Genomic DNA, 14,386 nt, shown 5'->3' with positions numbered 1-14,386 from the left:
TCTTCGCAGCGAGGAACCTATGGGTCACGCCCCGGAGTGCTATAAGGGCGCATGTCCAAGCTTCGTCCCATCAAACCCGGTCCCATCAGCGCAAAGCCGCTTTCGCTCCTGCTCAACGACGTCTTTGCCGAGGCCTATGCCAAGCAGGGGTTTGCCGCGCGCGAGCTGGTGACGCGGTGGGCGCAGATTGCCGGGCCGGAGATCGCGGCCCATGCCGAGCCGCTGAAGATGCAGTGGCCGCGCCCGGTCGAGGGCCAACCGCAGGAGCCGGCGACGTTGGTGCTGCGAGTTGAAGGGCCGATAGCGCTGGAGATCCAGCACTCCGCCGACGTGATCCTGGAGCGGGTCAACCGCTTCTTCGGCTGGAGCGCGGTCGGCAAGCTGGCCTTCCGCCAGGCCCCGCTCTCGCGCGCCCGGCGGCCGGCACGCCCCGCCCCGCCGGACGCCAAATCGGTGGCCAAGGTGGCGGAGAGCCTGGGTGACATCGAAGATGAACAGCTCAAGTCGGCGCTGGCCCGGCTCGGGGCCGCCATCAAGCGAAATTGAGCCTCATTCGGCTGCCAATCTGGACCCGTCCTTGTCGCTCGCCATTGCCTCAAACGAGGTTTCAAGCTAGCGACAGGCCGCCCGAACGGGAATCTCGGGCGAGACCACGCCAATCCGGGAGCCGACCTTGATCATCACCCGCCGCGCCTTCACCACGATGCTGTCGCTGACCGGGCTTGCCGCGGTCGCCGGGTTCTCGCCGCTGCGGTTCATCTCCGAAGCAATGGCGCAGGCTGCCACCGATGTGGCGAAGCCGGTGTCGTTGCCCGACATGGCGCTGGGCCCGAAGGACGCCGCCGTCACCATCACCGAATACGCCTCGATGACCTGCCCGCATTGCGCGGCCTTCAACGAGCAGGTGTTCCCCAAGATCAAGTCGGAATACATCGACACCGGCAAGGTGCGTTACATCTTCCGCGAGTTCCCGCTCGACATCAAAGCCGCCGCCGGCTCGATGCTGTCGCGCTGTATCGCCAATGGCGACGCGCCGAAATACTTCGCAGTCACCGACATGCTGTTCCGCCAGCAGAACGACTGGGTGGTGAAGAACACCACGGAGACCTTGACGCGGATCGGCAAGCAGGCCGGCCTTACCCAGCAGCAGGTCGAGGCCTGCCTGAAGGACCAGGCCCTGCTCGACAAGATCGCCGCCGACCAGAAATACGCCAGCGACGTTCTGAAGGTCGATTCGACGCCGACCTTCTTCATCAACGGTGAGAAGATCAAGGGCGAGACCACGTTCGAGGAATTCGCCAAGAAGATCAATCCGCTGCTGAAGAGCTGATTCTTCGCATACAAAGCCTGATTCGCATCTCGATGGCCGTATCTTTCCCGGCATAAATCCCTTGGGAAAAGCGGCTTTGGCCGGTTGCCCTCGCGGCACACCGCGGCCATTGTCCAGCCGCATGAGGCGCCTCGCGCGACTCGCCCGGATAGCGACATTGCCTTCCATGGTAGTGTCCCGGCAGGGGGATTCGCGCCTGCCAACAGAGATGCGTGCTTATGAAAATCACCCGCCTGCGCCTTCACGGCTTCAAGTCCTTCGTTGAGGCCACCGACTTCGTCATCGAACCCGGCCTGACCGGCGTGGTCGGCCCCAACGGCTGCGGCAAGTCGAATCTCGTCGAGGCGCTGCGTTGGGCGATGGGCGAGACCTCGTATAAGTCGCTGCGCGCCGCCGACATGGACGCGGTGATCTTCGCCGGCTCCGGCAATCGTCCGGCGCGCAACCACGCCGAAGTGACGATGACGATCGACAATGCCGATCGCACCGCGCCGGCGGCGATGAACGACAGCCAGCTTCTGGAAATCTCCCGCCGCATCGAGCGCGAGGCCGGTTCGGTCTATCGCATCAACGGCCGCGACGTGCGCGCCCGCGACGTGCAGATTCTGTTCGCCGACGCCGCCACCGGCGCGCGCTCGCCGGCCCTGGTCCACCAGGGCAAGATCGGCGAGATCATTCAGGCCAAGCCCGAGCAGCGCCGCCGCGTGCTGGAAGACGCCGCCGGCGTCGCCGGTCTGCATGCCCGCCGCCACGAGGCCGAGCTGCGGCTGAAGGCGGCCGAAACCAACCTCACCCGCGTCGAGGACGTGATCGGCCAGCTCGCAGGGCAAGTGGAAGGCCTGAAGAAGCAGGCTCGCCAGGCCGTGCGCTATCGCGAAGTTGCGGCCAAGGTCCGCAAGGCCGAGGCAACCCTGTTCCATTTGCGCTGGATCGGCGCCCACGCCGACGTCACCGAATCCGGCCAGACCCACGACCTCGCGGTCCGCGAGATGGCGGAGCGTACCCAGCACCAGGCCGAGGCCGCCCGCATCCAGGCGATCCGCGCCTCCGAAATGCCGGCGCTGCGCGATGCCGAAGCGCGCGCGGCAGCCGGGCTGCAGCGCCTGACCAACGCCCGCGAGCTGCTCGACCGCGAGGAAGAGCGCGCCAAGGAGCGCGTCGCCGAACTCGAGCGCCGTCTCGCACAATTCGAAGGCGACATCTCGCGCGCCCAGCAGCAGACCATGGACGCCGACGTGGCGCTGCAGCGCCTCGACGCCGAAGATTCCGAGCTCAAGGAAGAGATCAAGTCGCGCGTCGAGAAGCGCTCAGGCGTCGACGAGCGCGTCGGCGAAGCCGAGGCGGTGCTGACCGAGACCGAGCACCAGTTCGCCGAGCTCACCACCGCGCTCGCCGACCTCACCGCCAAGCGCCATCAGCTCGAAGCCAACGTTCGCACCCACCGAGACAAGCTCGCCCGGCTCGACCAGGAGATTTCGAACGTCGCGGCGGAAGAGCAGAAGCTCACTGCGGAGACCGGCGGCTTCGGCGATCTCGACGAGTTGACCGCAACGGTCGAGAACGCCGAGCAGACGCTTGCGGCCTCGGAAGCCGCCGCTCAGGACAGCGAAGCCGCCCACGTCGCCGCGCGGCAGACGCTGGAATCCTCGCGCTCTCCGCTCGTCGAAGCCGACAAGCGCGTGCAGCGGCTCGATACCGAAGCGCGCACGATCTCCAAGATCCTCAACGGCGAGACCAAAAATCTGTGGCCGCCGATCATCGACGGCATCACCGTCGACAAGGGATTTGAAAAGGCGATCGGCGCAGCCCTCGGCGACGATCTCGACGCCCCGGTCGATCCGTCCGCACCGATGCGCTGGACCAATGCCGGTGTCACCGACGGCGATCCGGAGTTGCCCGAGGGCGTTGTGCCGCTCGCCAGCCACGTGCAGGCACCGACCGAGCTGGCCCGCCGCCTGGCGCAGATCGGCGTGGTTCCGCGCGAACGCGGCGCCGAGCTGGTCTCGCAGCTCAAGACCGGCCAGCGGCTGGTCTCGCCCGAAGGCGACGTCTGGCGCTGGGACGGTTTTGTTGCCGCGGCCCACGCGCCGACCGGCGCCGCGCGGCGCCTTGCCGAGCGCGCCCGCCTCGTCGACATCGAGAACGATCTGGAGCAGGCCCGCATCGACGCGCAGATCAAGCGTCAGGCGCTGGAAGACGCCGAGTCCGAGCTGCAGATGGCCGCCAGCACCGAAGGCGCAAGCCGCGAAGCCTGGCGCGCCGCGCAGCGCGAGCTCAACGTCGCGCGCGAGCGCCACGCCACCACCGAGCGCGAGATCAATCGCCACGCCGCGCGCAAGGCGACGTTGTCGGAAGCGCACAGCCGTCTCGCCGCCGACCGCGCCGAGGCCGAAGCCGCCTACGAATACGCCGAAGCCGGAATCTCCGAGCTGCCGTCGAGCGAGGACACCGAAACCCGTCTCGCCGCCGTCCGCAGCGACATCGAAGGCCATCGCCGCATGGCCGCCCAGGTCCGTGCCGAGGCGCAGGCGCTGGCGCGCGAGGCCGAGCTTGCCGACCGCCGCGTGCAGGCGATCCTCGCCGAACGCACCGAGTGGCAGAACCGCAAGGAGAGCGCGGCCTCCCACATCGACACCATCCAGGCCCGTATCTCCGAAGTCACCATCGAGCGCAGCGATCTCGAGAACGCACCGGCCGTGTTCGCGGAGAAGCGCAGCGCGCTGATCACCGAGATCGAATATGCCGAAAACGACCGCCGCATGGCCGCCGACGCGCTCGCCAGCGCGGAAACCGCGATGGCCGAAACCGATCGCGCCGCGAAGCTGACGCTCGAGGCGCTATCCAGCTCCCGCGAGGCCACGGCCCGCGCCGAGGAGCGCATGGAAGGCGCGCGGCGCCGGCTCGAGGACATCGAGCGCGAGATCCGCGACATGCTGGAAGTCGAGCCGCAGGCCGTAGCCGGCCTTGCCGAGATCGAACCCGGCGCGGAGCTGCCGCCGCTGCACGACATCGAGGAAGACCTCGAAAAAATGCGCCGCGATCGCGAGCGCCTGGGCGCGGTCAACCTGCGCGCCGAGGAAGAGCTGCGCGAGGTCGAGACCCAGCACAACGGTCTGGTCACCGAGCGCGACGACCTCGTCGAAGCCATCAAGCGGCTGCGCCAGGGCATCCAGAGCCTCAACAAGGAGGCGCGCGAGCGGCTCCTGACCTCGTTCGAGGTCGTCAACAGCCACTTCAAGCGCCTGTTCGTCGAGCTGTTCGGTGGCGGCGAGGCCGCGCTGCATCTGATCGAGAGCGACGACCCGCTGGAAGCCGGCCTCGAAATCATCGCCAAGCCGCCGGGCAAGAAGCCGCAGACGCTGTCGCTGCTCTCGGGCGGTGAGCAGGCGCTGACCGCGATGGCGCTGATCTTCGCGGTGTTCCTCACCAACCCCTCGCCGATCTGCGTGCTGGACGAAGTCGACGCGCCGCTCGACGACCACAACGTCGAGCGCTATTGCAACCTGTTGCACGAGATGACCAGCTCGACCGACACGCGCTTCATCATCATCACCCACAACCCGATCACGATGGCGCGGATGAACCGCCTGTTCGGCGTCACCATGGCCGAGCGCGGCGTCTCGCAACTGGTGTCTGTGAATCTGCAAGAGGCAGTGGACATTCTCGACCAGAACGTTGCGTGAGGCTACGGACGAGCCGCACCCATTGACGTCATCATCCGCCTTGTGCGCAATTGCGCACTCGGGCAGATGATGGCCACGAATGATGATCTCACCCAACCTCCCGGCGGAACTGAAAGCGGCCCTCGACGGCAAGCTCCAGGGCTTTTCGCGCACCGATGCGGCGCGACGATCGTCGCAAATCTCGACCACCTATCGCGCAGGCGGCAGCTCCGGCACCATCAAGTCGGATGCCGATGCGCTCGCCTACGCGCTCGCGCGCATGCCCGCGACCTACGCGGCTGTGGCGGCAAGTCTGAATGCGCTGACCGAGATCGCACCGGACCTCGCTCCGGAAACGTTGCTCGACGTCGGCGCAGGCCCGGGCACCGCGAGCTGGGCCGCCGCAGAGGCGTTCTCCTCGCTGCAGGATTTCACCCTGCTCGACGCCAACGGCGCACTGAGCAGGCTGGCGCTCGAACTGGCGCGTGATAGCTCGCGACTTGCGCAGTGCCGCTATCTGCCGGGCGATGCCGGCGCGAACCTCGCCGAGGTCTCGCAAGCCGATCTCGTGGTTGCGAGCTACGTCATCGGCGAGCTCCGTGAGGGCGATCAACACAAGCTCGCGGAAACGATGTGGGCGAAAGCGCGCCACGCATTGGTCGTGATCGAACCCGGCACGCCCGCCGGCTACGCGCGCATCCTCGCTTTGCGCCAGCAACTGGATCACGGCGGGCGCCTATGTCGCCGCGCCCTGCCCCCACGAAAAGCCCTGTCCGCTCATGGCGCCGGACTGGTGCCATTTCTCCCAGCGCCTGCCGCGCTCTCAGGCGCACCGCCAGATCAAGGGCGCCGACGTGCCGTTCGAGGACGAACGCTTCATCTACGTGGCGCTGACCCGTACGCCGCCCGCTGCACGCGCCGCGCGCGTGCTGGCGCCGCCGGATGTCGGCAAGGCCGAGATCACGGCCAAGCTCTGCACCGAGCAGAGGGTTGAACTTGCCAGGATCCCTCGCCGCGACAAGGCCGCCTGTGCAAGCGCCCGTCGCTGGCGCTGGGGTGACGCCGTCATGTCCGAAAGTTAACCTCGTCCGGCGCTTTTGGCTTGAACTCGGATGGTTCCAGATCCGACCAAGTCTTACCTTCTCTCCGCGGCGGGCTCTCGCCGGGCGCTAATTTGGTCTAGGCTGCGCCAGCCTTAATCCCCTTCAGGAGTTCTCCATGTCGACCGGCTGGATCGTTCTCGGCGTCATCGTCGTCCTCGTGCTGTTCGCCTTCAGCGCCTACAACCGTCTGGTGGCGCTGGGCCAGCGCGTCGGCCAAGCCTTTGCCGACATCGACGTGCAGCTGAAGCAGCGCCACGATCTGATCCCGAACCTGGTCGAGACGGTGAAGGGCTATGCATCGCATGAGCGCGGCACGCTCGACGACGTCGTCAAGGCGCGCAATTCGGCGATGTCGGCGCAGGGACCGGCGCAGGTGTCCGCAGCCGAGAACCAGCTCTCCGGCGCGCTCGGCCGGCTGATCGCGCTGTCGGAGGCCTATCCCGATCTCAAGGCCAACGCCAATTTCCAGCAGCTCGCCAGCGAGCTCTCCGACCTCGAGAACAAGATCGCGGCCAGCCGGCGCTTCTTCAACAGCGCGGTCCAGGAATACAACACCGGCATCCAGCAGATGCCCGCCGCCTTGTTCGCCGGCATGTTCGGCTTCACCAAAAAGGACTTCTTCGATCTCGGCGCCAGCCGCACCGAGGTCGAGGCCACGCCGCAGGTGAAGTTCTGAGTTGAGCCGATAGGCCGGCAGGGCATTGCGTCATGGCCGCGTATGGTCTCTACACGCACATCGCCTCGAACAAGTTTCGTTCGATGCTGCTGCTCGCCGGCCTGTTCGCGCTGGTCTATGTGCTGATCTATGCCGGCGCGCTGATCGCCGAAGTCGTCATCAACGGCAATGAGACCGTCGTCTATTATCTGAGCCGCGCCTTCTATGACCTGAAAGTCGCCGCGCCGGTTGCGACCGTCGTGGCAGCGGCCTGGATCGTGATCGCCTATTTCTTCCACCAGTCGATGATCGATGCCGTGACCGGCGGCCACGACGTCACCCGGCAGGAACAGCCGCGGCTCTATAATCTGCTCGAAAACCTCTGTATCTCGCGCGGCATCACGATGCCGAAGCTGAAGATCATGGAGAACCCGGCGCTGAACGCGTTCGCGACCGGCCTCAACCCGCGGCAATATTCGATCACCGTCACCACCGGTCTCCTCAACGCACTGAACGACAAGGAGATCGAGGCGGTGCTGGGCCACGAGCTGACCCACATCAAGAACGGCGACGTGCAGCTCATGGTGGTCGCCGTCATCATCGCGGGTGTAGTCGGCTTCTTCGGCGAATTGTTCTTCCGCCTGTTCACGAATTTCAGCTGGAGCTCCGGCGGCGGCTCGTGGTCGTCAGGCTCCTCCTCGTCATCGCGATCGTCCTCGTCGTCGAGCGACAGCAAGAGCTCCGGCGGCGGCGCGGTGGTCGTCATCATCATCGCGGTGGTTCTGATCGTGGTGGCATGGCTGTTGTCGCAAGTGGTGAAGCTCGCGCTATCGCGCTCGCGCGAATATCTCGCCGATGCGGGCTCGGTCGAGCTGACAAAAAGCCCGGACGCCATGATCTCGGCGCTGCGCAAGATCGAGAACCGCGGCGAGCTGCCGGGCGCAACCTCGGCGGTGATGGAGCTCTGCGTCGACAATCCGCGCGAGGGCTTTGCAGACTTGTTTGCCACTCACCCCTCGGTGCAGTCCCGGGTCGACGCGCTGGTCAAGTTCGCCGGCGGCCACGATCCCGGTCCGCTGCCGCCACCCGGTAATGGGGAGGAAGAATCGGATGCACAAGCCGGCCAGCAAGGCACTCCATCGCCGCTGCGCCAGGGTTCTTGGAACGATGCAGGCGGCTCGGCCAGTCCGCCGCCTCTGCCCGCACCCAGCCCTGCTGGAACCGCAAGCAGCAATCCGATAGGCAATGCCATCGGCAACCCCTGGGGCAATCCTATGGGTCCTTGGGGCCGCCATTAAACGCGTGATCTGACGCCACGCGCGGAAGGTTTGGTCGCGATTGGGAAAAACCTCGGGAATTGCCGTAACTGCATGCCGAGGAATTGAATTCTCCCTTGTTTCTGCCATGTTCGCGCCCAACAGCAGACTTGGGACATCCTTGAGACATCGATTTGGGGCCCGGCCGATTGCGATCTCGCGATCGGGGGCGCGTTAGGGGACAGCAATGGCAAAGCCGGCAGTGGTTGTGGTGGGCGCGGACAAGGGCGGGGTCGGCAAGACCACGGTATCGCGCACCCTGCTCGATTATTTTTCCGCCAACAACGTGCCGACGCGCGCCTTCGACACCGAGTCGCCGCGCGGAACCCTGAAGCGCTTCCACCCTGATATCACCGAGATCGTCGACATGACGACGACGTCCGATCAGATGAAGATCTTCGATACGCTCAACGCGACGAGCCCGTCGGTGACCGTGATCGACGTCCGCGCCGGCCTGCTCTCGCCGGCGCTGGCCTCGCTGCGCGACATCGGTTTCCTCGACGCCGCCAAGGCCGGCCAGATCACCTTCGCAGTGTTCCACATCCTCGGACCCTCGATCGCCTCACTGGATGAGATCGCCGAGACAGCCGGCTTCATGACCGGCGCAAAGTATTTCCTGGTGAAGAACTTCATCAACGACACGCAGTTCTTCCAATGGGACCAGGCGACCTACAATTCATACTTCCACCGCATCAAGGATGCGACCGAGCTGACCATCCCAAAACTCAACGAAATGGCCTATGAGCAGGTCGAGGTGTCCTCGGTCCCGTTCCTCAAATTCGTCGCCAACAAGGGCATCAACGACGAGGCCGCGAACTATTCGTTCGTGCTCCGCGGCTATGTCCGGCATTGGCTGGCGAACGTCTGGAGCGAATTCGACCGGATCCGATTGACCGACATCGTCGGCTCCAAGCCCGCCGCCCGCAACAGCGAAAAATAGTTGCGGACCCCGGGCGGATACGGCTGGATTGGGCGGTGAGTTCGCTCAGATAATAGTTCGTGATGCCAGCAACGCCCCTCTACATCATTTGCTCGCCCCGCCCGCAGGTCGGAAAGACCTTGCTGGCGCGGCTTTTGAGTGAATTTTTGCTGCTCAAGAACGGCAACGTCGCGGCCTTCGACGTCAACCTGAAGGAGCCGTCGCTGCTCGACTATCTGCCAAAGATCACGGAGACCGCCGACGTGATCGACACCTATGGCAAGATGCAGCTGATGGATCGCGTCATCGTCGATGACGGGCTTGCCAAGGTGATCGACCTCGGCTTCCACGCCTTTGACGAGTTCTTCAAGATGGCCGACGAGATCGGCCTCTTGAAAGAGGCCGCGCGCCGCCACGTCGCGCCGATCATCCTGTTCGTCGCCGACACCGACCGCGCCTCGGCCCGCGCCTACGAAATGTTGCGCGAACAGATCCCGCGGATGAACCTGATCACGGTCGATAACGAGCACATCGTGCGCGGCGAGCTGCCGGCCGCGATGGCTGCCGGTCGGGTGTTCCGCCTGCCCGCGCTGCCCGGCTTCCTGAAGACCTATGTCGGCCGGCTGAACTTCTCCTTCACCGGGTATCTGCGCCAGGAGAAGGATGCCTCGACCGAGCTGCACCAGTGGACCCGGCGCAATTACCTCGCCTTCCGTGAGCTCGAGCTCAGCCTGATCCTGCAACGGTCCTGAATATTTTACCCGGATAATATTGACTTGCGGCGGACCCGCCGTTACTGAGTTTGCGCACCAGCATCCCTCAGCAAGGCCCCTCACAGTGACCATCGACCGGAAAGCCGCCATCGCCGCCTACAAGGAGCGGAAGACCGTCGCAGGCATCTACGTCGTCCGCTGCGCGGCATCGGGCGAGACATGGGTCGGACAGGCGCCGAACCTCGAGACAATCCAGAACCGCATCTGGTTCTCGTTGCGCCACGGCAGCCACCCCTGCCGCAGCCTCCAGGCTGCGCGGACCACGCATGGCGAGCCCGGCCTGACATTTGGCGAATGCGAGCGTCTGGAGGACGAGGCGAGCGCCTATGTCAGGAATGCGCTGCTCAAAGAGCGCATGCTGCACTGGCTGTCGGAGCTAAAGGCCGAGGCGATCTGAACGTCGCCAGCGGCGCCGTTGCCGTTCAGTGTCCCTCGAACGTCATCAGCGTGCGCACGGGCACGTCCATCGCGCGCAGCTTGGCGGCACCGCCGAGCTCGGGCAGGTCGATGATGAAGCAGGCGGCCACCACATTGGCGCCGATCTGCCGCAGCAGCTTCACCGCGCCTTCCGCGGTGCCGCCGGTGGCGATGAGATCGTCGACCAGGATGACGCGTTCGCCGGGCTGGATGGCGTCGACATGCATCTCCATCTCGTCGATGCCGTATTCGAGGGAGTAAGCGATGCGCACGGTGGTGTGCGGCAGCTTGCCTTTCTTGCGGATCGGCACGAACCCGGCGGACACCTGATGCGCCACCGCGCCGCCGATGATGAAGCCGCGCGCCTCCATGCCGGCGACCTTGTCGATCTTGTTGCCGGCCCAGGGATTGACGAGTTCGTCAACCGCACGGCGGAACGCGCGCGCATCTGCGAGCAGCGTGGTGATGTCGCGGAACATGATCCCCGGCTTTGGGTAGTCCGGGATGGTGCGAACGCTCGCCTTCAGATCGTGGTCGAAATTCATTGGTGCCTCTCAATCAACGCGCGCTTCCAGCCGGAACGCATTCTCGACAATTCGTAATCCCACCTCGCCGCTGAGCGACATCAGCGATTCCGGATGGAATTGCACGCCGGCGACCGGCAGGGTCTTGTGCTCCAGCGCCATGGCCACGCCGTCCTCGGTGCTGGCCGTGACATCGAGAACTTCGGGCATGCTGTCGCGCTCGACATAAAGCGAGTGATAGCGGCCGATAACGATCTCGTTCGGCAGATTGCGCATCAACCTCCCGCCGCGGACCTGCACCCGCGAGGGCCGGCCGTGGGCGGGATGCGTGAGCTGCCCGAGTTCGCCGCCGAAATACTCGCCGATCGCCTGGACGCCGAGGCAGACGCCGAACACCGGCAGCTTGTTGTCCAGCGCCGCGTCGATGGTCTTCTTGATCCCGAAATCCTCAGGCCTGCCGGGGCCGGGCGACAGCACCAGCAAATCCCACCTCTTCTGCCTGAGCATGTCGAGCGCATGCACATGGCGGACCACGGTGACGTCAGCCCCGACCTGGCGGAAATAGTCGGCCAGCATATGGACGAAGCTGTCGTCGTGGTCGATCAGCAGCACCCGCTTGCCCGAACCGGTGGCATCGGGCGCAAAGGCCGACAGCGGCTTCGGCGGATCGCCGCGCAGCGCCTGGAACAAGGCGGCAGCCTTGACCTGGCATTCGCGATCTTCGGCGGCGGGATCGGAGTCGAACAAACAGGTCGCCCCGACACGCACCTCCGCGAGGCCTTCCTTCATCCGGATGGTACGGATGGTGAGGCCGGTGTTGATACTGCCGTCAAAATTCACCGCGCCGATGGCGCCGGCATACCAGCGCCGTGGCGAGCGCTCGTGATCCTCGACGAACTGCATCGCCCAGAGCTTTGGTGCGCCGGTGACGGTGACGGCCCAGGCATGGGTGAGGAACGCATCGAGCGCATCGAAGCCGGGGCGCAGCATGCCTTCGACATGGTCGACGGTGTGAAACAGCTTCGAGTAGGTCTCGATCTGCCGGCGTGCCAGGACCTTGATCGTGCCGGGGACGCAGACGCGCGCCTTGTCGTTGCGATCGACGTCGGTGCACATGTTGAGCTCGAACTCGTCCTTCTCCGAGTTCAGGAGCTGGCGGATCTGCTCGGCGTCGCCGATCGCGTCGGTGCCGCGCGCGATCGTGCCCGAGATCGGGCAGGTTTCGACCCGGCGTCCGTCCGAGCGCACGAACATTTCGGGCGAGGCAGAAACGAGAAACTCGCCCTCGCCAAGATTCATCAGCGCGCCATAGGGCGACGGATTGATGACGCAGAGCCGCTGGAATACTTCCGCCGGCGAGCGGTCGCAGGGCTCGGCGAACAGCTGGCCCGGTACGGCTTCGAAGAGATCGCCGCGCGCGAAGGCCGCGCGCGCGGTTTCCACCGTGGCCTGATATTCGCCGGGCGCGTGATCCGCAAAACCCTGGCGCGGCGTCTTGAGGTACGGGCTCTCGGCGGTCTCGTGCGGCAGGCCCGCGGTGGACTTGCCCTTCCACGCGAAATCGTAAGTGAGCACGACGCCGCGGCCGGTGGCGCGGTCATATGCCAGCAGGCGGTCCGGGACGTAGAGCACGATGTCGCGCTGATCGCTCTCGCGCGCGCGCTTCTGCACGAGATCCTCGATCTGGAAGACGAGGTCGTAGGCGAAGGCGCCGAACAGGCCGAGCAACCCATCGTCATTGGCCGAGAACGCGGCGACGAGATCGCGCACCAGCGACATCACGCTGGCACGCCGCGTGCGCTGGTCTTCGTCGATTGGGGCGTCGCCGCGGATGATATGACCGGCAAGGCGCGTGGACGTCTTCTCGGAGATCACGACGCAGGGCTCGCGCAAGACGTCGGCGACGAAGGCGATCAGCACCTGCCCGCGCTCGTTCAATGCTTCCAGATTGAAATTGAAACCTGTTGTCTCGAGCTTGAGCGGCGGATCGGAGAAGCCGAGGTCGAAACTCTCGTAGCGGCCGGGCACGGTCGTGCCCGAGGACAGCACCACGCCGCGGCGACGGTCGAGCAGGTTGACGAGATCGTCGAGCCGGTTGGCGCCGCCGGTGAACTGCTCGGCCACGCGCGTGATCGCAAGCCCCGCGCGGGTCACATAGTCGCTTCGAGCCGGGAGGGCAAAGACGGTCCTGTTCATGTCGTCCTCTTACGAAACTTGCCGAGGGAACGCCACACAGGACAAACGATCAGGCCGCCGCACTGCGTGGGCGACCTCAGACGATTTTGGGAGAATAAATCGCACCGGCCACCTCTTAGGAGGTGCGCCACCAAAGACGGGATGGGCGGACGGCGGTACTCATGGGCGGATACTCATCATGGCGCGGGGACGGCGTCAAGGGTGGCTGGGCCGGCTCGACCGGCAAAATGGCGCAAATCGCAACGAGGGTTATGGCCGGTCTTGCAGGCTGTCGCGCCCAACGGCCGCGTCTGCGGCATGACGCTCGACTTCGTCCCCCCCCCCCCCGCACTACCGTGAGCACGAGCTCGCCGTCAGATCCGATGACCTGGGCGCGGTCGCCAAAGGTTTCGACCAAAACGCTGGTCTCTCCTGTGACCGCACACCAACTGGCTCGATCGTCGCTCACGCTCAAGGCCGTGATCGCCGCGGTGGGACCCAGACTTAACTTCCGCAACAGCAGGTCGATCGCTTCGGCCGCAAAGTTTTGCTCGGCAATTCTCAAGAAATTCTGGATCGTGTCAGTCCCCACAGCCGACAGCCGCGCGCCCACTATCGTAGGGCGCGTGGCAAGTTCATAAAGTCGTCCACCCGCCTCGTCAAAGACGCATAGCCGCGAGCCCTTGTTGGTCCTTACGCCGAATGCCGTGCATTGCTGCCCCTCCACATCCGTGTCGAATCCTGGAAGCACCATGACCTTGAGCTCCGGGTCAGGCCTCACCGCTCCGCAGGCCGCGGCGACCGTGATCTGCAAGTCGTCAGTCATCTGGAAACGGATGTGGCGAACGCTTCGCCAGATCCGGCGGTGGGACAGATGTGGGTTAAGCTGCGCAAGCCGCTCGATTTCGGAAGAATATTGCTCCTGCGCGACGGCGTGCAATTCGGGCCAGCTTGCGATCCATCGGGCCGCTAGCTGGGTCATTGGTTGCTGCTGTTCTGCCGCAAAGAAGCGCCTATCAAGCGCGCTGAGCGCCGCGGCGCGGTTTTCGAATCCGGTCTGCAGCGCAGCCTCGCCGGGATGTGCCTCTACCCAGGCGATCATCTCCTGCAAGATCTGGTGTTGCGAGTTCGCCCCCATGGCCTTCAGTCCCGCGAGCGCATCACCAGATGTCGTCGGAAGCATCGCGAGCCCTGTGTTGCCGATGAACTGCCTGTGACCGCCGTTGTAGACCTGAGAGAGATAGTAGTCGGCATGATAGGCCTCTATGGCCACGGCCGGCAGCTCACCTGCCGTGTAGACGCCGACGCTCTGAATTTCGTTGACGTAGTCGACCACAGCGCCAGTGAGATGGTCGGCTTTCTCGGGGTCGCGGGCCGCTTCCAGCGCTTTGCTGGGCACCACAACCATGGTCAAGCGGCCATCCACAAGCATCGTGCCCTCCTGCAGTCGCATGGCGAATGCCATGCGGCTGCAGCCTATGATTGCAGTGATCAATTTTCAATTGCGATGCG

11 protein-coding genes and 1 pseudogene are annotated in these 14,386 nt (G+C 65.1%); 9 read left to right on the top strand and 3 right to left on the bottom strand.

From position 1 onward, the window contains the following. Window positions 1-51 precede the first annotated feature (51 nt). The 9 genes and pseudogenes from ACVWYI_RS10150 to ACVWYI_RS10110 all read left to right on the top strand — a co-directional run bounded on the left by ACVWYI_RS10150 (window position 52) and on the right by ACVWYI_RS10110 (window position 10,155). Complete coding sequence (locus tag ACVWYI_RS10150) at window positions 52-546, top strand: DUF721 domain-containing protein (RefSeq protein ID WP_354105265.1); 495 nt, start codon at window positions 52-54, stop codon at window positions 544-546. Between the two features lie 127 nt (window positions 547-673). Beyond that, window positions 674-1,330 (top strand): DsbA family protein, encoded by a 657-nt coding sequence (locus tag ACVWYI_RS10145; RefSeq protein ID WP_247340362.1) that lies wholly within the window; start codon window positions 674-676, stop codon window positions 1,328-1,330. Window positions 1,331-1,548: 218 nt separating this feature from the next. After that, window positions 1,549-5,013: a chromosome segregation protein SMC gene (gene smc, locus ACVWYI_RS10140; RefSeq protein WP_456661874.1), complete on the top strand. Its 3,465-nt coding sequence runs from the start codon at window positions 1,549-1,551 to the stop codon at window positions 5,011-5,013. A 79-nt stretch (window positions 5,014-5,092) separates the two neighbouring features. Beyond that, window positions 5,093-6,074 (top strand): annotated as a pseudogene (locus ACVWYI_RS10135) (small ribosomal subunit Rsm22 family protein). Between the two features lie 136 nt (window positions 6,075-6,210). After that, window positions 6,211-6,771, top strand: a complete 561-nt coding sequence (locus tag ACVWYI_RS10130; RefSeq protein WP_247340369.1) for a LemA family protein — start codon at window positions 6,211-6,213, stop codon at window positions 6,769-6,771. A gap of 32 nt (window positions 6,772-6,803) precedes the next feature. Beyond that, window positions 6,804-8,048: a M48 family metallopeptidase gene (locus ACVWYI_RS10125; protein WP_456661873.1), complete on the top strand. Its 1,245-nt coding sequence runs from the start codon at window positions 6,804-6,806 to the stop codon at window positions 8,046-8,048. A 205-nt stretch (window positions 8,049-8,253) separates the two neighbouring features. After that, window positions 8,254-9,006 (top strand): P-loop NTPase family protein, encoded by a 753-nt coding sequence (locus tag ACVWYI_RS10120; protein ID WP_247340374.1) that lies wholly within the window; start codon window positions 8,254-8,256, stop codon window positions 9,004-9,006. Between the two features lie 62 nt (window positions 9,007-9,068). Continuing rightward, complete coding sequence (locus tag ACVWYI_RS10115; protein ID WP_247440802.1) at window positions 9,069-9,737, top strand: hypothetical protein; 669 nt, start codon at window positions 9,069-9,071, stop codon at window positions 9,735-9,737. A gap of 85 nt (window positions 9,738-9,822) precedes the next feature. Continuing rightward, window positions 9,823-10,155, top strand: coding sequence for a GIY-YIG nuclease family protein (locus ACVWYI_RS10110; protein ID WP_456661872.1), 333 nt, complete (start codon window positions 9,823-9,825; stop codon window positions 10,153-10,155). Between the two features lie 25 nt (window positions 10,156-10,180). Here ACVWYI_RS10110 and ACVWYI_RS10105 read toward each other — a convergent pair whose 3' ends face one another. The 3 genes from ACVWYI_RS10105 to ACVWYI_RS10095 form a co-directional block, all read right to left on the bottom strand. After that, window positions 10,181-10,720 carry an adenine phosphoribosyltransferase gene (locus ACVWYI_RS10105; RefSeq protein WP_045005226.1) on the bottom strand — a complete coding sequence of 180 codons (540 nt, stop codon included), beginning with the start codon at window positions 10,718-10,720 and terminating at the stop codon, window positions 10,181-10,183. Window positions 10,721-10,729: 9 nt separating this feature from the next. Beyond that, a complete protein-coding gene (locus ACVWYI_RS10100) occupies window positions 10,730-12,895 on the bottom strand; it encodes an anthranilate synthase component I (RefSeq protein ID WP_456661871.1) in 2,166 nt (721 codons plus the stop codon). A gap of 115 nt (window positions 12,896-13,010) precedes the next feature. After that, window positions 13,011-14,339: a DMP19 family protein gene (locus ACVWYI_RS10095; RefSeq protein WP_456661870.1), complete on the bottom strand. Its 1,329-nt coding sequence runs from the start codon at window positions 14,337-14,339 to the stop codon at window positions 13,011-13,013. Window positions 14,340-14,386 lie beyond the last annotated feature (47 nt).

This window comes from Bradyrhizobium sp. LB13.1 (assembly GCF_054056815.1).
This window is presented reverse-complemented; position numbering and strand designations above follow the sequence as displayed.